20 protein-coding genes are annotated in these 24664 nt (G+C 59.5%); 7 read left to right on the forward strand and 13 right to left on the reverse strand.

All coding sequences use genetic code 11. The annotated features are described in order from the left end of the window. Nucleotides 1-162: 162 nt before the first annotated feature. The 3 genes from lplT to D781_RS17225 form a co-directional block, all read right to left on the reverse strand. On the reverse strand, nucleotides 163-1359 hold the full coding sequence (gene lplT / locus D781_RS17215; RefSeq protein WP_015673602.1) for a lysophospholipid transporter LplT: 1197 nt from the start codon (nucleotides 1357-1359) through the stop codon (nucleotides 163-165). Beyond that, nucleotides 1356-3512: a bifunctional acyl-ACP--phospholipid O-acyltransferase/long-chain-fatty-acid--ACP ligase gene (aas, locus tag D781_RS17220; protein WP_015673603.1), complete on the reverse strand. Its 2157-nt coding sequence runs from the start codon at nucleotides 3510-3512 to the stop codon at nucleotides 1356-1358. The genes lplT and aas overlap by 4 nt, the downstream gene beginning before the upstream one ends. Nucleotides 3513-3854: 342 nt before the next feature. Next, the gene (locus D781_RS17225) at nucleotides 3855-6113 is read right to left on the reverse strand and encodes a molybdopterin guanine dinucleotide-containing S/N-oxide reductase (RefSeq protein WP_015673604.1); all 2259 of its coding nucleotides are present in this window, start codon (nucleotides 6111-6113) and stop codon (nucleotides 3855-3857) included. 213 nt (nucleotides 6114-6326) lie between these two features. On the opposite strand from D781_RS17225, the gene galR reads away from it, so the two are divergent. Then, entirely contained in the window at nucleotides 6327-7334 is a 1008-nt protein-coding gene (galR, locus tag D781_RS17230) for an HTH-type transcriptional regulator GalR (RefSeq protein WP_015673605.1), read from the forward strand. A gap of 8 nt (nucleotides 7335-7342) precedes the next feature. On the opposite strand, the gene D781_RS17235 is transcribed toward galR, so the two are convergent. The 4 genes from D781_RS17235 to D781_RS17250 all read right to left on the reverse strand — a co-directional run bounded on the left by D781_RS17235 (nucleotide 7343) and on the right by D781_RS17250 (nucleotide 11283). Next, the gene (locus D781_RS17235) at nucleotides 7343-8116 is read right to left on the reverse strand and encodes an FCD domain-containing protein (RefSeq protein ID WP_015673606.1); all 774 of its coding nucleotides are present in this window, start codon (nucleotides 8114-8116) and stop codon (nucleotides 7343-7345) included. 80 nt (nucleotides 8117-8196) lie between these two features. Continuing rightward, nucleotides 8197-8514, reverse strand: coding sequence for a PTS sugar transporter subunit IIB (locus tag D781_RS17240; protein ID WP_015673607.1), 318 nt, complete (start codon nucleotides 8512-8514; stop codon nucleotides 8197-8199). A gap of 10 nt (nucleotides 8515-8524) precedes the next feature. Next, a complete protein-coding gene (locus tag D781_RS17245) occupies nucleotides 8525-9952 on the reverse strand; it encodes a glycoside hydrolase family 1 protein (RefSeq protein ID WP_015673608.1) in 1428 nt (475 codons plus the stop codon). A gap of 8 nt (nucleotides 9953-9960) precedes the next feature. Continuing rightward, the gene (locus D781_RS17250; RefSeq protein WP_015673609.1) at nucleotides 9961-11283 is read right to left on the reverse strand and encodes a PTS transporter subunit EIIC; all 1323 of its coding nucleotides are present in this window, start codon (nucleotides 11281-11283) and stop codon (nucleotides 9961-9963) included. 180 nt (nucleotides 11284-11463) lie between these two features. On the opposite strand from D781_RS17250, the gene D781_RS17255 reads away from it, so the two are divergent. Continuing rightward, nucleotides 11464-11787, forward strand: a complete 324-nt coding sequence (locus tag D781_RS17255) for a PTS lactose/cellobiose transporter subunit IIA (protein ID WP_015673610.1) — start codon at nucleotides 11464-11466, stop codon at nucleotides 11785-11787. A gap of 84 nt (nucleotides 11788-11871) precedes the next feature. Continuing rightward, the gene (locus D781_RS17260; RefSeq protein ID WP_015673611.1) at nucleotides 11872-12882 is read left to right on the forward strand and encodes a LacI family DNA-binding transcriptional regulator; all 1011 of its coding nucleotides are present in this window, start codon (nucleotides 11872-11874) and stop codon (nucleotides 12880-12882) included. Between the two features lie 18 nt (nucleotides 12883-12900). On the opposite strand, the gene lysA is transcribed toward D781_RS17260, so the two are convergent. Then, the gene (gene lysA / locus D781_RS17265; protein ID WP_015673612.1) at nucleotides 12901-14157 is read right to left on the reverse strand and encodes a diaminopimelate decarboxylase; all 1257 of its coding nucleotides are present in this window, start codon (nucleotides 14155-14157) and stop codon (nucleotides 12901-12903) included. Nucleotides 14158-14293: 136 nt separating this feature from the next. On the opposite strand from lysA, the gene D781_RS17270 reads away from it, so the two are divergent. Beyond that, nucleotides 14294-15247: a LysR family transcriptional regulator gene (locus D781_RS17270; RefSeq protein WP_015673613.1), complete on the forward strand. Its 954-nt coding sequence runs from the start codon at nucleotides 14294-14296 to the stop codon at nucleotides 15245-15247. Here the strand turns inward: D781_RS17270 and D781_RS17275 are convergent. Both D781_RS17275 and D781_RS17280 read right to left on the reverse strand, forming a co-directional pair. Then, nucleotides 15207-16364, reverse strand: a complete 1158-nt coding sequence (locus tag D781_RS17275; protein ID WP_015673614.1) for an MFS transporter — start codon at nucleotides 16362-16364, stop codon at nucleotides 15207-15209. The genes D781_RS17270 and D781_RS17275 overlap by 41 nt on opposite strands. A gap of 313 nt (nucleotides 16365-16677) precedes the next feature. Continuing rightward, nucleotides 16678-17589 carry a LysR family transcriptional regulator gene (locus D781_RS17280; protein ID WP_015673615.1) on the reverse strand — a complete coding sequence of 304 codons (912 nt, stop codon included), beginning with the start codon at nucleotides 17587-17589 and terminating at the stop codon, nucleotides 16678-16680. A gap of 106 nt (nucleotides 17590-17695) precedes the next feature. Between D781_RS17280 and D781_RS17285 the strand changes: the two genes are divergently transcribed. Further along, a complete protein-coding gene (locus tag D781_RS17285) occupies nucleotides 17696-18580 on the forward strand; it encodes an MBL fold metallo-hydrolase (protein WP_015673616.1) in 885 nt (294 codons plus the stop codon). 73 nt (nucleotides 18581-18653) lie between these two features. Further along, the gene (locus D781_RS17290) at nucleotides 18654-19304 is read left to right on the forward strand and encodes a DsbA family protein (RefSeq protein WP_015673617.1); all 651 of its coding nucleotides are present in this window, start codon (nucleotides 18654-18656) and stop codon (nucleotides 19302-19304) included. 14 nt (nucleotides 19305-19318) lie between these two features. Here D781_RS17290 and D781_RS17295 read toward each other — a convergent pair whose 3' ends face one another. Next, entirely contained in the window at nucleotides 19319-20026 is a 708-nt protein-coding gene (locus D781_RS17295) for a hypothetical protein (protein ID WP_015673618.1), read from the reverse strand. 189 nt (nucleotides 20027-20215) lie between these two features. On the opposite strand from D781_RS17295, the gene D781_RS17300 reads away from it, so the two are divergent. Then, nucleotides 20216-21943 (forward strand): ABC transporter ATP-binding protein/permease, encoded by a 1728-nt coding sequence (locus D781_RS17300; RefSeq protein ID WP_015673619.1) that lies wholly within the window; start codon nucleotides 20216-20218, stop codon nucleotides 21941-21943. Nucleotides 21944-22041: 98 nt separating this feature from the next. Here D781_RS17300 and D781_RS24040 read toward each other — a convergent pair whose 3' ends face one another. Both D781_RS24040 and D781_RS17305 read right to left on the reverse strand, forming a co-directional pair. Next, entirely contained in the window at nucleotides 22042-22212 is a 171-nt protein-coding gene (locus D781_RS24040) for a hypothetical protein (RefSeq protein WP_015673620.1), read from the reverse strand. Between the two features lie 299 nt (nucleotides 22213-22511). Continuing rightward, the gene (locus D781_RS17305) at nucleotides 22512-24167 is read right to left on the reverse strand and encodes a multidrug ABC transporter permease/ATP-binding protein (RefSeq protein WP_015673621.1); all 1656 of its coding nucleotides are present in this window, start codon (nucleotides 24165-24167) and stop codon (nucleotides 22512-22514) included. Nucleotides 24168-24664: the final 497 nt, after the last annotated feature.

Here is a 24664-nt window from a genome sequence, read left to right on the forward strand (position 1 = left end):
ATTTAACCACGTCAGGTTGGTGTCATGGGTCGCCTGCTGCATTTGTGCGATCGCATCGCTGGCGCCTGACGCTAAATATAGCGCCGGCCCATAACCCCTCTAAAATATTCTGGTCAACAGGTTATTGCTTCAGGGCGCGGCGTTAATGCCGCGCCCTATTTTTTATTTGCTCCGCCGCTGGGAGAACCACAGCACGCCGATCGCCAGCGCAAACACCACGCCGAAACCAAGCCCGACGCCCACCACCGGCACGCCGATTTTCACCACCAGCGAATACAGGCCCAGCATCAGCAGCATCGCAGCGTTTTCTCCGAGGTTCTGCACCGCAATCGCATTACCAGCGCCGACGGAGTGTTTACCGCGCTCCTGCAGCAGCGCATTCAGCGGTACCACAAAGAAGCCGCCCAGCATCCCGATAACCAGCAGCAGCGCATAGGCATTGAGCATGCTGGTCTGCAGCGCGAAAAACGCCACCGCGACGCCGATTAACACGCCGGCAGGCATGCAGCGTTTGACCGTCTCCAGCGTGACGAAGCGCGCCGCCACGCCGGCCCCGACCACGATGCCCACCGCCACCATCGCATTGAGCAGCGTCGGCGTAGCGTTATCGACAATGCCCAGGGCGACCGGCACCCACAACACCAGCAGGAAGCGCAGCGTCACCCCGGCGCCCCAGAACAGGCTGGTGCCGATCAGTGAGAAGCGCGTTTGGCCGTCGCGCCACAGGGTGACGCAGGCGGCAAAAAAGCTGCGCGTCATGGCGCGGGGATGCCACGACTGCGCCGGCCGCGCCGCCGACAGCCGCGGGATATACAGGTTGGCCACCACCGCAGCCGCATACACCAGCGCACAGACCGCCAGCGCGATCAGGATATGCCAGTCCGCCAGCACGCCGCCGGCCACCGAGCCTATCAGGATCGCGGCGATGGTTGAGGCCTCCATCAAGCCGTTGGCTTTGACCAGTTTTTCGCCGCTGGTGATTTCGCCCAGGATGCCATATTTAGCCGGCGAATAGGCCGCTGCACCGATCCCCACCAGGGTGTAGCCCAGGAACGGGTTCAGCCCCAGGCAGATAGCCAGCGCGCCCGCCAGCTTCAGCGCGTTGGCCACCATCATCACCCTCCCCTTGGAAAAACTGTCGGCAAACTGACCAACAAACGGCGCCAGTATGATGTAGGTCGCCACAAACGCCATCTGCAGGATCGGTTGACTCCAGTCGGGGTAGAGCTGCTGTTTAATCAGCGCCAGCGTGGCAAACAGCAGCGCATTGTCGCCAAATGCCGATAAAAACTGGGCGCAAATCACCGCGATCATGCCGCGCGACAGCAGCGGCGCGTTGTCGCTCAACGTCTGGCTCATGATGCACTCTCCGGCTGTTCGGCCATCTTACGCAGGGTAACGTAGTCCGGTTTGCCACTGCCGAGCACCGGCAGCGCCTTGAGCCAGCGGATATCTCGCGGCACCGCCAGCTCCGGCGTGCCCTGCTCACGCGCAACGCGCAGCAAGGCATCGCGAGTCAGTTCGCTGTCGGTGGTGTACAGCACCAGGGCCTCGCCTTTGCTGCTGTCGCTTTTCACCGTGGCGGCATGATGGCCGTCCGGCGATGCCCGCAGCGCCAGCTGCTCGACAATCTCCAGCGAAATCATCTCGCCGGCCAGCTTGGCAAAACGCTTCACCCGGCCGCGAATGGTGCAGTAACCCTGTGCGTCCAGCGTGACGATATCGCCGGTATCGTACCAGCCCGGCTGCAAAATGCCGTTTTCATCTTCGGCGGCAGGCGGCTCCAGCTCGCCCGGACGTTCAACGCGCAGGTAGCCCTTCATGATGTTTGGCCCGCGCAGCTGCAGGCGTCCACCTTCCTCAATGCCGGCCACCGGCATCAAACGCGCCTCCATCTGCGGCATAATGCGCCCGACGGTGCCCACCTTGGTCGCCAGCGGTACGTTAATCGACACCACCGGCGCACACTCGGTCACGCCGTACCCTTCCAGAATGCGGATGCCGTATTTGTCCTGATAAATCTGCTTGGTGCTCTCCGCCAGTTTTTCCGCCCCGGCCACCACGTAACGTACGCGGGCGAAATCGTACGGATGCGCAAAGCGGGCGTAGTTGTTCAGGAAGGTCGCGGTGCCGAACAGCACGGTGCAGTTAAGGTCATACACCAGTTCCGGCACCACGCGGTAGTGCAGCGGGCTGGGGTACAGAAATACCCGGCTGCCGGTCATCAGCGGCGTCAATAGCCCGACCGTCAGGCCGAATGAATGGAACAGCGGCAGCGATGACATGAAGCGGTCGCGCGGCGTAAAGTCGGCAATGGTGCGGATCTGCTCCACGTTGGCCAGCAGGCTGGCGTGCGAGTGCACCACGCCCTTCGGATGGCCTTCCGAGCCGGAGGTAAACAGCACCAGCGCGGCGTCATCGGCCTGCTGCGGCAGCATGGCGCGCTGCGGCTGCAGCAGATGGCGCAGGATCCACAGCTTATCCTCCAGCGTGACGGTATCTTTCAGATCTTCCAGATAGACCCAGTTGGCCTCCGGCACCTGCTCCGGTAAGTGGGTCAGCTTGCCCTTTTCCAAAAACTGGCGCGAGGTAACGATGGTTTTAATGGTCGCCGCGGTCATCGCGCTTTTCAGGCCGTTGGAGCCGGCGGTGTAGTTCAGCATCGCCGGGATACGCCGGCGCAGCGAAGCGCCAAAGATCGCCGCGGCGGTAATGGTAGCGTTCGGCAACAGCATGCCGACATGCTCGCCTTCGGCGGTAAACCGCTGCAGGATACGGCTGACGCCCAGAGATTTTTTAATCAGCGTGCGGTAGTTGTCTTCCTTAAAGGCAATATCTTCAATGCAGGGTTTGCCGGCGCCGTAACGCTTTTGCGCCGCCAACAGCGCGCCGAACAGCGTCTGCGGCTGACGGGTCGCCATGCGCGCCTGCAGCATGATCTGATACAGATGGTCGCCCGCCAGCTCGCGGCGCTCACGGGCGCGCGGCGCCTCCGGCATCGGCAACAGCGTCGGCGGCAGAATATGCAGGGTAATCTGCGGGAAGGCGCGCAGCTTAAAGATCCCTTTCATGCGGCCAAACGGGCTGAACTCCGGCCCGTCAATGCGGATCGGCACCACCGTCGCCCCGGACTTCGCGGCGATAAACGCCGCGCCGTCATAGACTTTCATCAGGGAACCGGTAACGGTAATGCGCCCTTCGGGAAAGACCACGATCGGCCGGCCCTGCTGCACTTCGCGCACCAGATGCTTGACCGCCATCGGCTTGGTCGGGTCGAGGAAGACGAAATCGATGTAGGGCTTCAGCCAACGCATAAACCAGCTGTCGGAGACGCTGGAATAGACGGCAAATACCGGCTTGATCGGCAAAAACAGCGCCAACAGCACGCCATCCAAAAATGAGACGTGGTTGGGGGTAATCAGCAGCTTCTGCTGATTAAGATGCCGGGCATCCCCTTCAACGCGCACGCGAAACAGCAGGCGAAACAGCGCGCGCATAGCGGACATAAACATACGACTCTCCCTGTAGCATTCCGGCAACGAAGCCAGATAAGCGTTTGTACGTTATCCCCCAGTCATTGGGCGGCATAACACGTTGTAAGGGAAAGAATACTATACGACAGGCAAAAAAAAACCTACGCATCCGCGTAGGTTGGTGCAATTGAAAATGGTTTCAACATACCGAGTATGTTGATTTCTCACCAATCAATACCTCTGGGATCACCTACTTTAGAGAGGTGCCGATTAAGAAACTACCGGGGAATCGCAAGAGTTATGCTCGAAATGAAACCAGCTGTAAATTTCTGGTTATCCTGATTAATAACGCCGTGAATTCTCTGCCTTCCCCGCTGAAGCCTACAGCGCGCAGACCTCCACCAGACAGCTCATGGCGTTCGGCCCCTGCGTCAGCGGCGAGGTGCCGATATCCAGCGTCAGCACATTCGGGTTGCCGGCCTGTTCCAGCTCATGGCGCTCCGCGCCGAAGCCCGGATCGAACCAGGCGCCGGTCGCCATCACCACCACGCCGGGCGTCACGCCGTCCGTGATCCGCACCCCGGCCAGACAGCCGCCGCGCTCATTGATCACCTTCACCGCTGCGCCGTCGGCAAGCGCGCGCTGCGCCGCATCGTGCGGATGCATCAGCAGAGTTTCGCGCCCGGCGGTTTTATTGGCCTGCGCCTGCGGCGACGGATCTAACTGGCTGTGTAGCCGATCGGCCGGTTGAACGGTAATCAGATGCAGCGGCCACTGCTTCGTCTGTTCGGCCCCCAGCCATTCGACCGGCGGCTGCCACTGCGGATGCGGTGCAAAGTCGTCGTAGCGATAGCCGGCGATTTTTTCACTGAACAGCTCGATTTTGCCGCTGGGCGTTTGCAGCGCATGCGCCTGCGGATCGGCGCGGAACGCGTCCAGAAACACCGCGTCCTGCTCCGGCGGCGGCAGCTTCACATGGCCCTGGCGCCAGAACGCCTCAAACGTCGGCCATGCGACGCCGGCCTGCTCCTGCGCCTGTCCGCAGCGCTGATAGATATGCTCAATCCACTGCCGCTCGCTGCGATCCTCGGTAAACTGGCGGCGATAGCCGAGGCGATCCGCCAGATCGGCGAAAATATCAAAATCATTGCGCGCCTGATGCTGCGGCGCAATCGCCTGATGCATCGCCAGAATATAGGGATCGCGCGCCGATCCGCCGATATCGTTACGTTCCAGCGCGCTGGTCGCCGGCAGCACGATATCCGCCATTTTCGCCGCGGCGGTCCACCAGATGTCCTGCACGATCACCGTATCCGGTTTTTGCCAGCCGGCCACCAGCCGGTTCAGCTGCTGGTGATGATGGAACGGGTTGCCGCCGGCCCAGTGCACCAGGTGGATATCCGGATACTCGCGTGTTTCGCCGCAAAACGTATAAGGCTCGCCCGGCTGCAGCAGCATATCGCAGATACGCGCCACCGGTATCGCCAGCCCGGCCGGGTTGGCGCCGACCGGCAGGCTGGGGGCCGGCGTGTTCAGGCGCGGGTTGCCCACGCCGTTCATCGCGCCGTAGCCGAAGGAGAAGCCGCCGCCCGGCAGGCCAATCTGCCCCAGCATCGCCGACAGGGCGATCATCATCCAGTAGGGCTGCTCGCCGCGATGGGCGCGCTGTACCGAATAGGAGCAGGTCAGAAAGCTGCGCGCGCCGCCAAGCTGCTGCGCCAGACGCTCAATCCGCGCGGCCGGAATGCCGGTGATCGCACTCGCCCACTGCGGCGTTTTGGCCACGCCGTCGCTCGCGCCGTGCAGATAATCCGCCAGCTGCGGATAGCCCACGCAGTGGCTGGCCAGAAAGTCGTTATCCAGCGCCCCGCTGCGCTGAATCTCGTAGCCTAGCGCCAACATCAGCGCCACGTCGGTGTTGGGGCGAATCGGGATCCACTCGGCGTTAACAAAGGCCGGGGTATCGTCGCGCGTCGGGCTGATGCTGATGATTGGCGTGCCTTTGGCCGCCAGCTTCTCCAGCCATCCCCTTAACGAATGCTCTGCCGCGCCGCCGAAGGATGCCTGAGCGTTTTTCAATGCCAGGCCGCCGAACGCCAGGAATATTTCGCAGTGCTCCACCACGTTCGGCCAGCTGGTCGCCTGCCCGGTCAGCGGCGCAAAGTTGCCGATCACATACGGCAGAAAGAACTGCGCCGCGCCCCAGCTGTAGTTGCCCATCTGGTCAACCCCGCCGCCGCCGGCGAAGTAAAAGCGGCGCAGCTGCGAACTGGCGTGGTGCAGCCGTCCGGCGGAAGACCAGCCGTAAGAGCCGCAAAACAGGCCCGACGCGCCGTAGCGATCGCGCACCCGGCGGTTCTCCTCCGCCACCAGATCGAGCGCCATCTCCCAGTCGACCTCGACGAAGTCCTCACGCCCGCGCAGCGTGCGGTCGCTGCCCTCGCGCTTTTGCAGCCATGAACGCCGCACCGCCGGCTTGCGGATGCGCGTCGGCGAATAGGTCATCGGAACAATCGCGTCCAGCATCGGCGAAGGGTGCGGATCGGCGGCGAAAGGCTCACAGCGGATCAGCCGCCCATCGTCCACCACGGCGGTATACGCCCCCCAGTGTGCAAGTTGCGGATAACGTTTAATCGGCATGATGTACTCAGGTAACCAATGATGGCCTTAAAATAACACTGCCGTCGCGTCGCGCCCAAGAATAAATCCCCCCTTTTCCGCCGCCAACGACATGGACAAGCTAAATAACTGTTGGTGACGCCACAGATACGCCGGCAACAACTTGCAGCCCGCCCGGTTTTCCGCAAGACTGGGGAATGTAAGCGATTACCCTAGGAATAAGTTGAAGCAAATATGGCTACGATAAAGGATGTTGCCAGGCTGGCGGGTGTTTCCGTAGCCACGGTGTCTCGCGTAATAAACCACTCTCCCAAAGCCAGCGAAACCTCACGCAACGCGGTACGGGCCGCCATGGAACAGCTGCAGTATCACCCGAACGCCAACGCCCGCGCACTGGCCCAGCAGTCGACCGAGACCCTGGGTCTGGTGGTGTCCGACGTGTCGGATCCGTTCTTCGGCGCCATGGTGAAGGCCGTCGAACAGGTGGCGTATGCCACGCATAATTTTCTACTGATTGGCAACGGTTACCATGAGGCGGAAAAAGAGCGCCAGGCGATTGAACAACTGGTGCGCCACCGCTGCGCTGCGCTGGTGGTGCATGCCAAAAAGCTGACCGATGACGAACTGGGCGGCTGGATGCGGCAGATCCCCGGCATGGTGCTGATTAACCGTACGCTGCCGGGGTTTGAGCCGCGCTGCGTCGCGCTGGACGACCGCCACGGCGCCTGGCTGGCCACCCGGCATCTGATTCAGCAGGGCCACCAGCGCATCGCCATTATCTGCTCCACCCACCAGATTTCCGACGCTGCCGACCGCCTGCAGGGCTATCTGGACGCGCTGCGGGAACACGGCATTGCGGTGGATGAGAAGCTGATTGCCTATGGCGAGCCGGATGAGATCGGCGGCGAGCAGGCGATGACCGAACTGCTCGGCCGCGGCAAAAAATTTACCGCCGTCACCTGTTATAACGACCCGGTCGCCGCCGGCGCGCTGTCGGTGCTGAGCGATAACAGCATCGACGTGCCGGGCCAGATGTCATTGATCGGCTTTGATGACGTGCTGATTTCCCGCTATCTGCGCCCCAGACTGACCACCATCCACTACCCGGTAGTCGCCATGGCGACGCAGGCGGCGGAGCTGGCGCTGGCGTTGGCCAACGGCCAGCCGCTGCCGGAAGTCACCAATATGTTCAGCCCGACGCTGGTGCGACGTCACTCCGTCGCCGGCCCAGGCCAGCGCTGAGCGCCGAATTACACCAGCTTGCCCTGGAAGATCGGCACCGATTCAAACAGGTAGCCGTCAAATTCCGGCGCATCGACGTCGGAAAGCTCCATCAGCGTGCCTTTGATGTTTTCCATATGCTGCCACATCGCCTGGTAGGAGCCCATCACGTCGCGGCGACGCAGCGCGGCCAAAATATTCTGGTGATCCGCCAGCCACTTCAGCCGGTAGCCTTTGGTGGCGATGCGGCTGTGCAGCTGCTGCCACAGCGGGCTGGCCTCCCGCCGCTGCCAGAGGCTTTTTACCGTATCCAACAGCATCTGATTCTGCGTGGCGCCGGCAATCAACAGGTGGAACATCTTGTCGTTGTCGCCGCTTTCATCATTGGCGACGATGGCGCGCTGCTCCTGCTCCAGCGTGCGGCGCAGGTTTTCAATATCCGTTTTGGTGGCCATTTTGGCGGCAAAGGCGGCGATATTGCTTTCCAGCAGCTGGCGCGCCTGCAGCATTTCAAACGGCCCGACCTCGCCGTGCAGGATAGGATCGTCCTCCTCCACGCTTTCGTTGGGAATGCGTATGACATACACGCCGGAGCTTTGGCGTATATCCACCGTCCCTTCCAGCTCCAGCATTAACAGCGCTTCACGCACGATAGTACGGCTGACGCCGTAGGTTTCGGCAATATTGCGCTCCGGGGGCAGGCGCGTACCGATGGCGAAATGGCCCTGCTGAATTTTCTGCCGCAGGTCCCGGCCAATTTCCTGATACTGCTTTTTTTCCTGCGGAATCACGACTTTATCCACCGTTTCACCCTGAAAAACGTCTGTCCATGCCGTACCCCGCCGGCGGCGGGGTATCTGGCCTGTGTAGGTTCACAATCAGATTAGTCTACCAAACCCAGCGCCTGATCGAGTACTTTTGCGCCGTTTAACGTGCCATACGCCACAGAGTCGATCACCGCCAGCGGGATCTGATAGGCATCGGTGAGCTTTTTATTTTCCGCCAGTTTGAAGCGCACCTGCGGCCCCAGCAGCACCGCCATAATATCGCCGGCGTAACTTTGCAGCTCATCACGCAGGTTCTGCTCAGGGATAGCATAAATTTTCAGTTCCAGCCCGCGCGCCTGCGCCTCTTTTTCCATCTTGGTGACCACCAGCGAGGTGGACATGCCTGCCGAGCAGGCCAGTACGATACGTTTCATGGGGCACTCCTTATCGGTTTTCATCATCGAGGGTGAAACTCAGGCGACGGCTCTCACTCAGCGCGCGGAACCAGTGCGCCGACTTTTTCTGCCGCCGGTTGCGCTGGTTGTGCAATTCTATCTCTATCAGGCCGTAGCGGTTTTTAAAGGCGTTCATCGGCGAAACGTTGTCCGTAAAGGCCCACAGCATATAGCCCTGACAGTTTGCCCCTTCCTCACGCGCCTTCAGCGCCCAGTAAATATGCTCGCGGATAAATTCGATGCGGTAATCGTCCTGAATCTCTCCTTCGGCATTTTTGAATTGTTCTTCGTGCTCAATGCCCATGCCGTTTTCCGAGATAAACCATGGAATGTTGCCGTACTCATCGCGCAGGCGCAGCGCCATGTCGTACACGATGCGCGGGTAAATTTCCCAGCCGCGCGAACGGTTCATCCGCCGTCCCGGCAGTTCAAAGTGCTCGTAGTACATCGCCGGATGAAACGGCGTGGCGCTGCACCATGCACGGCTCGGGGCCTTTACCCGGTGCGGATAGTAAAGATTGATGCCTACCTCATCCACGGTGTTGTCGCGGATTATCGCCATCTCCTCCGCCGTCCAGTCTACGCTGACCTCGTGCTGCCGCAGCAGGCTCAGCAGTTCGGCCGGATAGGCGCCGTGAATCGCCGGATCGAGGAACACCCGGTTATAGAACAGATCGTACCGCTCTGCGGCGCGCCGGTCGTGCGGCGCGCCGGAGCGGGCGTAGGTAACCTCGGGGTTGAGGATCACGCCGATGCTGCCGGCGCAGCCCATCTGGCGGAAACATTGCACCACCTTGGCGGTCGCCAGGTTTTTATGGTGGTTCCACTGCATCCACTTGCCGGTGTTCTGTTCATACGGCCAGCGGATGGCATCGAGGTAAACCCGCGTCTGCACCACCACCGGCTCGTTAAAGGTAAACCAGCGCGTCACCTTGCCGCCAAAGCGTTCGAACACCCGCCGGGCGTACAGCACGAACAGCTCCACCACCCGTTTGGCGCTCCAGCCGTCATATTTTTCCAACAGGTAGCCCGGCAGCTCATAGTGCTCCAGGCACAACATCGGCTCGATGCCCTGCTGCTTCATCTCATCAAGCAGCGCGTCGATATAGCCGGCATACTCTTCATCCACCACGCCCTGTTCGTAGTCGGTCAGAAACCGCGACCAGTTGATGGAGGTGCGATAGTGACCGACGCCGCTGCGCTTCATCAGCGCCACGTCTTCACGGTAGCGGTTGATAAAGTCCGTCGCCACCGCCGGGCCATAGCCGTTATGCCAGACGTGGCGATCGTGCCGGTACCACAGATCGAGGTAAGAGTCCTGCCCCTGTTTTTTACCGCTCCAGCCCTCGGTCTGCCAGGCGGAAGCCGCCGCGCCGAGAATAAAGTCCTGGGGTATCTCCATGGAAATCTGACTCATTGCTCACCTCATGCGTTCTGAATAACGGGTTGCTCGGCCTGTTCCGCGCGGCGGGCGGCCACTTTGACAAACGGCAGATAGATAATCGTGGCGACCACGATGCAGATCAGCTGGGTGACCACCGCCCCCATCGAGCCGGCGGTGGACAGCCAGGCGTTGACAATCGGCGGCGTGGTCCACGGCACCATCACCACCGCCTTGCCGGCAAAGCCGATACTGGTGGCGAAGTAGCCGATAGTGCCGGTGATCAGCGGCGTGATAATGAAGGGGATCGCCAGGATCGGATTGAGCATGATCGGCATGCCGAAGATCACCGGCTCGTTGATGTTGAAGAAGCTCGGCCCCAGCGACAGCTTGCTGATTTCACGCATCTCTTTGCGCCGGGTGGCGATCATCACCGCAAACAGCAGCCCCAGCGTAATGCCGGAACCGCCGATGCTCATATAGACGTCCCAGAACGGCATGGTGATGATATTCGGGATCTCTTTCCCCTGTTCGAAGGCGGTCATATTGACCATGATGGCGCCCAGCAGTAGCGGCTCGCGGATCGGCTTCACCATCTGATTGCCGTGAATGCCGATCACCCAGAACAGCTGGGCGACAAACATCAGGATCAGGATCCCCGGCAGGCTCTGCACCACCGTCTCCAGCGGACGCTGTACCACCTGATAAACGGCGTCATACAGATAAATGCCGGTAATGCGGTGGAAGATAAAGCCCAGCGAGGCGACCGCCACCACGGTGATAATCGCCGGGATCAGCGCCGAGAAAGAGGCGGAGACGTTAGGCGGTACGCTTTCCGGCATTTTGATCTTCAGGCGATCGAGCCTTTCCAGCCGGGAATAGATCTCCACGGATAAAATGGCGATAAACATGCCGAGGAACAGACTGCGGGTATCGGAGAACTGCTTGGCCAGCACGTCTTTCACCAGCTGCATCTGGTCGTTCACCATCAGCTCGACGGTGGTCGGCGTAACGGCGATAAAGCAGATGACCGCCAGCAGCCCCGGAAACAACGAGCGCGAGCCGTTGATTTTGCCCAGCTCAATGCCAATCAAAAACACCGCGCCGATATTGAGAAAGCTCAGCGTGGCGTAGTTGATGCTGCTCATGATCGGCTTCAGATCCGCCAGGAATGAGAACATGGCGAAACTCGCCAGGCCATTCTTGGGATCCATCACCATATTCGAGATCAGCACCGAAAAAGCGCCGACGATAATTACCGGCATCAGCGTAATAAACGATGCCTTGATAGCCATTATGTATCTGTAACTGTTGAATTTATTGGCAAAGGCTCCCAGAGAGTCTATAAGCCGGTCCCGAAATGACATGACACGCCCCTATTGTGTTGTGCTTGCTCAGATGACCGATTCGCGTACCGCGTCTATCGCGATTTGGCATACCAAAAAATAGGTTAACTGGATTATTTTTCTGTGATCGCACTCTCACAAGTCAATATTGGAATTCCAATATGATGAAAAAACCAATTTTGGCATACCGGTGAGCATATAATGAGCATAGATCTGGAACAGACGGTGATGGAGCTATTGATCAACGCGGGTGAAGCGCGATCTCACGCCATGACGGCGATTCAGGCGGCCCGCCAGCGACAGTGGCCGCAGGCGGAGGAGGCGCTGGCGGCATCGCAGGCCGCCTCCCGCGCGGCGCATGCCGTACAGACGCAGCTGATCGGCCTGGATGAAGGCGCCGGCAAGATCCCGGTGAATCTGATCCTGGTGCACGCGCAGGATCATCTGATGACCGCCATGCTGTGTCACGATCTGGCGCAGGAGATCGTGCTGCTGCGCCAGGAAGTGTTCGCGCATCAGGCGTGAAGCTGCGCGCTGCCCTTGGCCGGCGGCTATGCTAGACTGCCAGCATTTCCACAGCGGACGTTTGCAGACAGAGGTTAGCCGGTCATGATCACCATGTTGGACGTATCCATTCGCGCGGGCGTGTCAAAAGCCACGGTATCGCGCGTGTTAAATGGCACCGGACAGGTGAAAAAGAGCACCCGGGAAGCGGTGTTCAAAGCGATGGATGAATTGGGCTACCGGCCGAACTTCCTCGCCCAGTCGCTGGCTAACAAAAGCTCCAACAGCATCGGCCTGGTGGTATCCAATTTCGACGGGCCCTATTTCGGCCGGCTGTTGCGTCAGGCTGCCAAGCAGATTGAAGCCAGCGGCAAGCATCTGGTGGTGACCGACGGTCACGATACGCCGGAGGATGAGCTGCAGGCGGTGCAACTGCTGGCCGACCGCCGCTGCGACGCCATTATTCTCTACACCCGCTTTACCGACGAGGCGGCGCTGATGGCGCTGTTTGAACGCCTGCCGGTGCCGCTGATGGTGATCAACCGCGATTTGCCCCAGGCGCGCGAGCGCTGCGTATTCTTCGAGCAGCAGCAGGCGGCGTTCGATGCGGTTAACTATCTGATTGCTCAGGGCCACCGGGACATCGCCTGCATTACCGGGCCGATTGACACGCCGACCGCCCAGGCGCGGCTGGCGGGCTACCGGCAGGCGCTGGCGCATCATCAGATTGCCTTTGACCCGGCGCGGGTGGCGCACGGCGACAGCAGCGTGCCCAGCGGGTACCACGGCTGCAAGACGCTGCTGGCGGCCAATGCCGCCTTCAGCGCACTGTTTGCCAGCAACGATGATATGGCGATCGGCGCAATGAAGGCGTTGTGCCAGGCCGGCAAGCGTCTGCCGCAGGACGTGTCTATTTTTGGATTCGACGACGAGCCGAGCGCCGCCTACCTACAGCCGGCGCTCTCTACCGTCTATCTGCCGATCGATATGATGATTGAAGCCGCCATCGCCCAGGCGTTGCGGCTGCTGAACGGCGAGGAGGTGCGGCCTCTGACGCCGTTTACCGGCGAACTGAAGCTGCGCGAGTCGGTGGCGCCCGGCCCCTATGCCGCGTAGCGGGCGCCCGCGCCGGGGTTACACCTGTTCCAGCGCGATCAGTTCCTCAATGGTCTGCCGGCGGCGAATCAGCCGCGCCTCGCCCTGATCAAACAGCACCTCCGGCAGCAGCGGCCGGCTGTTGTAGTTGGAGGACATGGAAGAGCCGTAAGCGCCGGTATCGTGGAACACCAGATAGTCTCCCACCCGCACCGGCGGCAGCGACCGGGTTTCCACCCCGCCGCCCGCCTGCTGGGTAAATACATCGCCGGATTCGCACAGCGGCCCGGCAATCACCGTATCGCACAGCGGCTGGCCGTCGGTAGCGCGCCCGTCGGCAGGCAGCAGTGAAATATGGTGGTAGCTGCCGTACATCGCCGGCCGCATCAGGTCGTTAAACCCGGCGTCCACCAGCACAAAGTGACGGCTGCCCATATCTTTGACCGCCCGCACTTCGGCCACCAATACGCCCGCCTCGGCCATCAGGAAGCGCCCCGGCTCGATCTCCAGTTTCACCGGATGTCCCAGATGGGCGGCAATGCGCTCGCGCGCGCCGTTCCACAGGCCGAAATAGTGTTCGGTATCGATCGCCTCTTCGCCGGCCTGATACGGAATCGACAGGCCGCCGCCGGCGGAAATCGCCTGGATATCCATCCCCAGTGCCATCACCTGCTGCACCATGGCGTCGCACACCCGCTCCAGATGCTGATAGTCCACGCCGGAGCCGATATGCATATGCACGCCCAGCAGCTGCAGACCGTGCCGCTGAATCACCTCCACCGCCCGCGGTAAATCGGCATACCAAATGCCGTGCTTGCTGTTTTCACCGCCGGTATTGGTTTTCTGACTATGGCCATGACCAAAGCCCGGGTTGATGCGCAGCCACACCGGATGCCCGTCGCCGTGCTGCCCCAGTTGCTCCAGCATGTCGATTGAGCCGGCGTTTACCGGCACGTTCAGTTCGCAGACGCGCGCCAGCGTCGCCTGATCCAGCACATCGGCGGTAAAGACAATCTCTTCCCCGCCCGGCTGATAACCGGCGTGCAGCGCACGTTCAATTTCCCCCAGCGATACCGAGTCCACCCGAACGCCCTGCTCGCGCATCAGGCGCAGAATATGGATATTCGAGCAGGCCTTCTGCGCGAAGCGAATCACGTCAAAATGACGCAGCTGGGCGATACGTTCACGGATGATCTGCGCGTCGTAGGCCCAAACCGGGCAACCGAAGCGGGCCGGCAGCGTGAGTAAGTTGGCGGCGTTCAACGCGGTGGTGGTGTCATGTAAAGCGCGTGGCATGGCGGTGGTTCCCAAGTCATTATTGATTCTGTTGGCGCCATTGTGCCGCAGACCGCTCCGGGAGAAAAATATCTATTTGGCGGCAGTCTATTCATTTATGATATGGCTTTACGCCTCAGCCCGCATCGGAGAAGCCATGTCCGCCATTAGCCTGCGCCAGATTGAAATCTTCCATGTGGTGATGACCACCGGCAATCTCACCGAAGCGGCGGCGCTGCTGCACACCTCGCAGCCCACCGTCAGCCGCGAGCTGGCGCGCTTTGAAAAGCGGGTGCAGCTGCGGCTGTTCGATCGGGTTCGGGGGCGTCTGGTGGCGACCGTTGAGGGATTACGGCTGTTTGAAGAGGTGCAGCGCTCCTATTACGGCCTGGAACGCATTAAAACCGCGGCGGACGGCATTCGCCAGTTTCATCAGGCGCAGCTTTCCATTGCCTGCCTGCCGGTATTTTCACAGTCGCTGCTGCCGGCGGTGTGCCAACCGTTTCTCGCACGCTATCCGGACGTCAGCTTCAGCGTGGTGCCGCAGGAGTCGCCGCTGCTGGAAGAGTGGCTGTCGGCGCAGCGCCACGATCTGGGCCTGACCGAAAATACGCTGACGCCGGCCGGTACGGAGCGTATTCCGCTGATGACGCTGAATGAGGTCTGCGTACTGCCGAGCGGGCATCCGCTGCTGGCCAGGGAGCAACTCACACCGCAGGACTTCAGCGGCGAGAATTTTATCAGCCTGTCGAATACCGACAGCTACCGGCAGCTGCTGGACGCGCTGTTCAGCGAGCGGCAGGTCAACCGCCGCATGGTGATGGAGACCCACAGCGCGGCCTCGGTCTGCGCCATGGTGCAGGCCGGAGTCGGCCTTTCCATCGTCAACCCGCTGACCGCGCTGGACTATGCCGCCGCCGGCGGCGTGGAGCTGCGTCCGTTCAGCATCGAGGTGCCGTTCACCGTCAGCCTGATCCGGCCGCTGCACCGCCCCTCCTCGGCGCTGGTCACCGCCTTCGCCGAACATTTACACCAGCAGGCGGCGTCTTTCCCCGCCCGTCTGGCGGCGGTTATTGCACGGCAGCCCGGCGACGCGCCCGGCCAAAGGTAATCAGGCACAGCAGCAGCCCCGTCAGCGCCATGGCCGCCGCCGCCAATGGCACCGCCGTCAACCCCAGTCCCCGGGCAATCACCAGGCCGCCCAGCCAGGCGCCCAGCGCGTTGCCCAGGTTAAAGGCGGCGATATTCAGGGTGGAGATCAGGTTCGGCGCTTTCTTGCCGTAGGTCACCACGTTGATCTGCAGCGCCGGCACCGCGGCAAACGAGGCGGCAGCCCACAGGAACAACGTAATCTCCGCCGGGATCAGCGCCCCACTGGTCCAGCTGAACAGTGCGGCAAACAGCGCAATCGCCAGGAAGATCCCCGCCAGCGTCACCCCCAGCCGCCAGTCCGCCAGACGGCCGCCCAAAATATTACCCAGCGTCAGGCCGACGCCCATCAGCAGCAGGGTCCAGCTGACGCCCTGCGGCGATACGCCGGTGACCTCGGTCAACAGCGGCGCGATATAGGTGAACAGCGTAAACATTGAGGCCGCAAAGGCCACCGTCATCAACAGCGACAGCCAGACGCCGGCGCCGCGTAACGCCGCCAGCTCTTTTTTCAGCTCGGTCGGCGCTTCATCCTTCACCGTCGGTAACTTGCTGTACAGCGCCAGCAGGGAGGCGACGCCGATCAACGCCACCGCCCAGAAGGTGGAACGCCAGCCCAGCGCCTGCCCTAACGCGGTGCCAAGCGGCACGCCCAGCACGTTGGCCAGCGTCAGGCCGGTAAACATCAGGGCCACCGCTGAAGCCCGGCGGTTAGGAGCCACCAGATTGGCGGCCACCACCGCGCCGATGCCGAAGAAGGCGCCGTGACACAGGGCGGTGATAATGCGCGCCAGCATCAGGAAGCCGTAGCTATAGCCCAATGCGCACATCACGTTGCCGACAATAAAAATCGCCATCAGCAGCAGCAGCGTCTTTTTACGCGGCAGGCTTGCGGTCAGCAGCGCCATAATCGGCGCGCCGATCGCCACGCCGAGGGCATAGCCGCTGATTAACCACCCCGCTGCGGGAATGGAAACCTGCAGATCGCCCGCCACGTCGGGCAACAGCCCCATAATGACAAACTCGGTGGTGCCGATAGCAAAGGCACTCAGTGCCAGCGCCAGCAGAGAAACAGGCATGTATTACGCTCCCAATCTTAAACCGTCCCGGCGTCTGACGCCGTGGACCAGAGACAAACAATAACAAACGCGGTCGACCTGAAGGGCCGCCCGTCAATAAGGGTGATAGAGGTGTGAAACCGGGCTAAATAAAGGATATAACCTTATAATTATTAAGAATAAATAGCCATTTGCACGCTATAGAAATACCATGCCGCGCTGGCGAAAAACCAGCGCGGGTCGTCCGGCGCGCATAAAAAGCCGACGTTCGTGCGCTAAGCGCTTGAATGACCTGGCGATGAAAACTGTGACGATATGTTACACGGACGGCATACTAGTCGCGCAGGGTCGCCAGCCACTTCTCATCGCTGGCAAACCACTCCACCAGGAAATCCAGCATGGTGCGCAAGGTTGCCGGCAGCTGGCGACGCGAAGTGTAAATACCATAAATCCCCATCGACTGCGGCTGATACTCCGGCATCAGTTCCACCAGCTCGCCGCTGGCCAGCAGCGGCGCCGCGGAGTAGTAAGGCTGTAATGAAATACCGGCTCCCTGCAGGGTGCCGGCCAGCAGTACCACCGATTCGTTGGCGCTCAGGTTGCCGCTGACCGCCACCGCCGACTGCACGCCCCGATGTTCAAAATGCCACAGGCTTTTGCCGAAATAGGAGTAGGTCAGGCAATTGTGCAACGCCAGATCCTGCGGCTGGCGCGGCGTTCCATGCGCCGCCAGATAGGCGGGCGTCGCGCAAACCACCGAGGCGCAGCGCGATAGCGGCCGGGCGATCAGGTTCGGATCCAGCTCATTGGTGATACGCAGCGCCAAATCGATACGCTCCTCCACCAGATTGACCGCCCGGTTGTTCATCTGCAAATCGACCGCCACCTGGGGATAACGCCGCAGATAGTGCGTCACCGCCGCCGCCAGCGTGGTTTGCCCCAACGATTGCGAACAGGTGATACGCAGCAGACCGCGCAACTCCACGTTGGCTTCCGCCTCAACCAGATCGATCTCCCCGGCGACCGCCAGCATCTGGCGACAGCGTTCCAGCGTGCGTTCACCCGCATCGGTCAGGCTGAGTTTGCGCGTGGTGCGGTGCAACAGACGCGCCCCCGCCCACTGCTCCATCTGCGCCAGATAGCGCGTCACCATGGCGCGCGACATATCCAGCGCCTCTGCGGCAGCAATCATGCTGCCACGTTCGACAATGGCGACAAAAACCTCAGCGGCGGTAATGCGATCCATGATTCGTCCGATTAATGCAACCAATAATTGCACATTATCCGGTTTTTTCTTCGATTCATGCAACCTAACATCTGTGCAACGTTAAAACCGACAGGAAACCCCGACAATGTTTAAGAAATCACTTATCGCTCTGACGCTGACCAGCATCGCCGCCGTCAGCACCTATGCCAACGCCGCAGACGCGTTGACAATGGAAGTTTACAACCCCGGTGAAAATAGCGTGTTCCCGGTTTCTTCTGAAATCATCAGCGGCCAGCATGAAGTGGCGCTGATCGATGCCCAGTTCCAGCGCAACGATGCGCAGCAGCTGGTGGAGAAAATCAAGGCGACCGGAAAAAAACTGACCACCGTCTATATCAGCCACTCCGATCCGGACTTCTATTTCGGTCTGGACGTGATTAAGGCCGCGTTCCCCGACGCAAAAATTATTGCTACGCCGGGCACCATTAAAGAAATCAATGCCACCAAAGACGGCAAAGTCGCCTATTGGGGCCCTATTCTGAAAGAGAATGCGCCGACCCAGGTGATCGTGCCGCAGCCGCTTACGGGCGACAGCTTCACCATCGACGGTCAACAGGTTGAGGTGAAAGGCCTGAACGGCCCGACGCCGGCGCGCACCTATGTGTGGATCCCGGCGCTGAAAGCCGTCGTGGGCGGCGTGGCCGTCGCCGGCAACAATATCCACCCGTGGATTGCCGATAACCAGAGCGTTGAATCGCGCGCGCACTGGCAGCAAACGCTGGCCAGCATTCAAACGCTGCAGCCGCAGCGGGTCGTCCCGGGACATTACCTGCCCGGCGCGGCGCAAACGCTGGAATCCGTCACCTTTACCCAGAACTACCTGAAAGTGCTGGAAGCCGAACTGCCGCAGGCTAAGGACGCCAAACAGCTGGTGGCGGCGATGGAGAAACACTACCCGACGCTGAAAGACGTTTCCAGCCTGGAGCTGAGCGCCAAGGTGCTGAAAGGCGAGATGAAATGGCCGCAATAATGCGCCGCTGAAACACACAGCCGGTATGCTGCGTCGTTTGCCCGACGCAGCACCGATAACAGAAGAGGTTCCCATGAGCAACGTCACGCTGCATTACGTCTATGATCCGCTGTGCGGCTGGTGCTACGGCGCTACCCCGCTGGTCAAAGCGGCGCAGACCATTCCCGGCCTGGCGATCGCCCTGCACGGCGGCGGCATGCTGACCGGCGGCAACCGCCGTCAAATCACCCCGGAGTGGCGCAGCTACGTCATTCCACAGGATAAACGCATCGCCGAACTCACCGGACAGAGTTTCGGTGAAGCCTACTTTAACGGCTTGCTGTGCGACAACACGGCGATCATGGATTCCGAACCGCCGACAACCGCCATCCTCGCGGCGCAACACCTGGCTGGCCGGGGGCTGGATATGCTGCACCTGATTCAACGGGCGCACTACCAGGAAGGACGGCGCATCGCGGATTTACCGGTGCTGGAGGCGCTGGCGCGCGAACTGGGGCTGCCTTCGGCGCCGTTTATTGCCGAGATGCGCTTTAACCGCGGCGCCCCCACCGCTCAGCATATCGCCGAAAGCCGGGCCTTTCTCGCCAAAGTACACGGCCAGGGGTTCCCGACCTTCGCCCTGCAGGACAGCAACGGCGATCTGCATACCATCGCGGCAGGCAACTATCTGGACAACGTTGCGGGCTGGAAAGCTATGCTGAGCAGCGCCGCCGCCTTAGCGTAAGGCGGCGCGGCGTTTTACTCGACCCGGATAAAACGCCCTGCCGCCTGAACGTTGTGGCCAAAACCGCAGTCGCCCTGAGAATCCAGTTCCACGGCATCGTCGCTAAAGGCAATGCTCACGTCACAGGCCGATTCATCATCCTCGTCATCCTGATGGTACAGCGCTTTCCCGTCCTCGATCGGCAACACATCGGCAAACTCGCCCATATTGGGGCCGTAATACAGCCCCATACCCGGCATGTAGTAACCGGCATAGTCGATTTGCCACTGTTCGCCGTGCACAACCACCGTCACTTCGCTCCAGACGCCGCGGCCGGCATACCGCCAATAAACGCCGGCTGGGCCGGTCGCCGGCGGCTGTTGCGCCAGCCGCTGTTCCAGCAACGCCATATTGTGCCGTGATTTATCGTCGTCCGGCGCCAACAGCAGATAGGCGCGCGCCTTCAGCAATTGTCCGGCGCGCATCAGCGCCAGCGCCACGTTGTTATACGCCGTCGCCGTCGCGCGCTCGCTGAAGCCGCAAAATTCGCTCCAGGCCGCCTGATCGCGAAAAATTCCTGCCGCCTTCATATAGTCGCCGCTCTGATAAGCGCTGCGGCCCAGTTCGGCATAGCCGGCTACCTTCTGGCAATCGGCGTGAATATCCGGTTCATCAATCTGCGCCAGCGCCGGCCAGCTTGCCAAAGCGCCACAGGCCAGTAGCGGCGGCAACAATGCCCTCATACCTCTTCCTTCCCAGGGTCCGTTTCAAATTTCCGCCAGTATAACCGGCTGGACCGCCGGCTTCACCCTTCACGGTTCAGCCTGATATTCCTTATGATTAGAGGGTGTTAAACCTGCTTACAACTGGCGATTTGCTTGTTGTCCCCGGCTTGGCGATGCTGTTGCTCATGTTTTTCACGGCGAGAACTTATGAACAGCACACAAAAACATGCCGTCTGGCAACTGATTAAACCGTTTTGGGTTTCCGAGGAAAAGGGGCGCGCCTGGCTGATGCTTATCGCCATTGTCGCGCTGTCGCTGGGGCTGGTTTACATCAGCGTACTGATCAATCAGTGGAATCAGGTGTTCTATGATGCGCTGCAGAATAAAAACTATCCGGTATTCAAACAGCAGCTGTGGCGTTTTACCTATCTGGCGCTGATCTTTATCGTGTTGGCGGTGTTTAAAGTGTATCTGACGCAAGGATTGCAGATGCGCTGGCGTAGTTGGATGACGGAAAAGTTTATGAGTAAGTGGCTGGCGCATCAGGCCTATTACCACAGCGAACAGCAACAGCTGGTCGATAACCCGGACCAGCGTATTGCCGAAGATCTTAATGTCCTGACGCGCAATACGCTCTCGCTGTCGTTAGGGTTGTTGTCCAGCCTGGTGACGCTCTTCTCCTTCGTCAGTATTTTGTGGCACGTCAGCGGGCCGTTAAGTTTCTCACTGTACGGACACGCCTTTACGCTGCCGGGCTATATGGTGTGGTTTGCCCTGCTGTATGCGTTGCTGGGATCGCTGATTATCGGCTGGGTCGGCAAACCGCTGGTGCGATTGGGCTTTGACCAGGAACGTTATGAAGCAAACTTTCGTTTCGGCCTGATCCGCATCAGGGAAAACCACGACGCCATTGCGCTGTATCAGGGGGAAAAGCAGGAAGCACAACAGTTGGGCGAACGTTTCGCCACCATCCGCAATAACTGGTGGTCCATTATGCGCGTCACCCGTCGCCTGAACATCGCCAGCAACTTTTACGGCCAGTTCGCCATTATCTTCCCGTTACTGGTTGCCGCGCCGCGCTATTTTTCCGGCGCTATTCAAATGGGGGGACTGATGCAAATCGCCTCGGCCTTTGGGCAGGTACAAGGGGCGCTGTCATGGTTTATCGACGCCTTTAACGACTTGGCCACCTGGAAAGCCTGCGTTAACCGTCTGGCCGGCTTTAACGCCGCCGTAGAACAGGCGCATCACCAACCCCGCGGCATTGTTCTGGAGGACGACGACGCCCATCCGCTGGCGCTCAACCGCCTCAGCCTGCAGCTGCCGGACGGACAACCGCTGGTACAGGATGTCTCGTTAACGCTGCAGCGCGGTGAACGCGTACTGATCGCCGGCCCTTCCGGCGGTGGTAAATCTACGCTGCTGCGCGCCATCGCCGGTATCTGGCCTTACGGCGCGGGCAGTATCCGTCGCGATGCCTCATTGCGTGCCCTGTTCCTGCCGCAGCGCAGCTATATGCCCATCGGCACGCTGCGGGAAGCGCTAAGCTATCCGCTCCCAGCAGACACGTATCACGACGAACAACTGCTGGCCGCGCTGGAAAGCTGCCGTCTGCAACATTTGCAACGCTGGCTGGATACGGCCAACAACTGGAGCCAGCGCCTTTCCCCCGGTGAACAGCAACGCCTGGCCTTCGCACGCGCCATACTCACCCGACCGGATATCTTATTCCTTGATGAGGCCACCAGCGCGCTGGACGACGAAACCGAACAGCTGATGTATGAGCGCCTGGTTGCAGCCCTGCCGGATGTCACACTGATCAGCGTCGCGCACCGCAACAGCGTGGCAAAGTATCACCAAACCTGTTGGCGACTTAGTCATCAGTCGGAAAGCCCGGCCAGGATCGCACCAGACTCATTGCCTAAAGCAGGCTGAGGGTTATACCCGGTCAGAAAGGCGGGCGAACAAGGGGTTGTAACAGAAACCAAATTAAACCGGACGGCTGCCAGGCAGTCGGCCGGCGTTACAATTCGCTAAAGGGCATCCTTTTGTGCCGGACGAGGGGGCTCCGATTCCGGCGCATCGTCCTGCCAGAGATCTTCAATAAACTCACGCTGCGCCTCATTTAACTGCCACGACGGCGGAATTTTCGTTTTATTGCGGCGCACGCACGGCTTCTCCGTCTCAATTTTTTTCTTATCCATTGCTCTTCCCTAAACAGAAAAAATCCAGTCATTCACTACACGGCCGTAGCCCAATATAAATTACCACTGCGTAGGCACATGGCAAACGCGTTCAACGCGCCTACCCATACCTGTTTAATAGTTTATCGGCTATAGATTACACTAATTACGAACAAATCATCGATTGCTTAAAACTATAGATAAAGCCGTTATTCCCTATTGATATTTATTAATCACGAATTCTACTATGGCGGGAAAGCAATGCGGGGAAGAGAAATGTGCGCCTAACCCGGCGCACACTGGGCGCCGGGAAGAGGCAATCAGTCGATTTGCGCCACGGAATCCCGACTGGCGCGTTCACGCTCGCTGCCAGTCAGTTCGCTGAGCTTGCCGTTACGCATCTCTAACAGCCGATCGGCATGTTCAAAATAGTGATCGTCATGGCTGATGGCAAACACCGTTTTACCCAACGCGCGTAATGCCGGCAGCAGTTCCCGATAAAAGATTCGCCGGAACTGCGGATCCTGATCGGCCGCCCACTCATCAAGCAGCAAAATATCCCGCTGCTCCGCCACCGCCAGCAGTAGCGCCAAGCGCTTACGCTGCCCCTGCGAAAGCTGAGGATTGGTGACGCGTACGCCGTCAAACTCCAGTTTGTCCTGCATATTGAGCTTTTCCAGCCAGCTTGCCACCAGTTCCGCATCCGGCTCCCCGCCGTCCACGCCCTGTAACCGATCGAACTGATAAAAGTCGGTAAAAATGGCGGAGAACAGACGCCGATAATTATCGCGATCCGCCGGCTGCAGCGCCACGCCGTCAATGAGGATCTGCCCGCTGACCGGCTGATAAAGCCCGGTCAACAGCTTCGCCAACGTCGACTTGCCGCTACCGTTGCCGCCGATCAAAAACACCAGCTCTCCGCGGGTAAGCGTCAGATTCAACGGACCAACGGCAAACCCCTGCGCCTGTTCACCCGCCGCATAGTGGAATGACACATCACGCAGCTCCAGCGTTTGCCAAGGCATGGCGACCGTCTGCGGGAAGTCGGGCTGATACTCTGCCAGCTTGAGCGATTTTACTTTTTTAAACGCCACTTCGGCGCCAAGCAGCATCGGGAAAGCCCCCACCGCCTGCAGCAATGGCGTACGTAAAAACAGCAACGTCAACGAATAGGTCGCGGCAACTGCCGTATCTGACCATCCCAGGCCGTTGGCCATAAAGAACACCAGTCCGATAGCGCCGAGCATCATAATATTCGACCAGTTCACCGCGCTGAGATGAAACGTATCCGCGCGAATAATGTGGTGCCGATATTCATCGGAGTTAGCCCGATAAGTCTGCTGATACAGGCGCTGCGCACGGTCGCGATTCAACGCTAACTCCTTCCGACCGTCGATCGCCGACTGATAATCCTGGTACAGCTGTTCTTCCGCTTCACGCACCTGGGTTAAATGTTTGTATACACGAGAAACCAACAGCCAGCTGACCAAAATGGTGACCGCGACCCAAACGGCCGTCACCGCCAGCATCGGCGGCGAAAGCCACCCCAGGTAGGCCGCACAGCCAATCGTCAACACAACGCCCTGCACCAACTCCGGCAAACGCACGAAAGCCATGGTGACGTTGCGAATATCGCTGGATAAGCTAGCGAGTAAAGAGGCGCTACCCAGATGTTCAATACGCTCGATATCGGTATCCAGAATACTTTTCACCAAGCGACCGCGCAAACGATAGACAAAATGGTGACCCAGCGTGGTCAACGCTAACTGTGACCCCAAGGTGACCGCCATCAGAACACCCAACAGAGCAAGAAACTGCGGCAATATCGCCAATGGACTCTCGGCCGCAGCCGCCATTAAGTGTTGATTGATAAAGGCAATAATGCCGATCCCCAATGCGGCACTGGCCAGCGTCAGGGCCATCACCGCCAGAAAGGGCCAACGATACTGGTGATACACCACCCGTAGCAACTCCATGAGTCACCTCTAAAAAAAATGCAATGGCTGGCATTGTAATCGGCATGGGAGTGATAGCAATAATAATTCTCATCGCCATGACGCAGCGTGGGAAGTCCACCGTTGTTTCCGCGGCCCGCTCGCCAGCCGCTTTCAGAGTCATAAAATCGTGCATGAACTCATGTCATAAGTATTCACTCATGAATAATAGACAAACCAATAAATAGCGAGTTAAATATTAGAGTTTTAGGGTGGAAAAAGAGAAAGGTCGCCAAACAAAAAATATCACAAAAATAAAACAACAATTAACAAACGTATAAAAAACCATACATTCTTTCAAAAATTAATAGCCGCCAGTCCAAATATCACCATATTAAAAACAGATCGACCCTGATCAAATTATGATCTCATTTGCTATTTTTTCTCACATTAAATTCACCTCCATGGCATTCTCCCACCCAGCCCGCAAACCGATTTTTGCAGATAATTCCTATTTACATGACTTATTATTTATTTGC

This window comes from Serratia sp. FGI94, from assembly GCF_000330865.1.
GTDB classification, from domain to species: Bacteria; Pseudomonadota; Gammaproteobacteria; order Enterobacterales; family Enterobacteriaceae; genus Serratia_B; species Serratia_B rubidaea.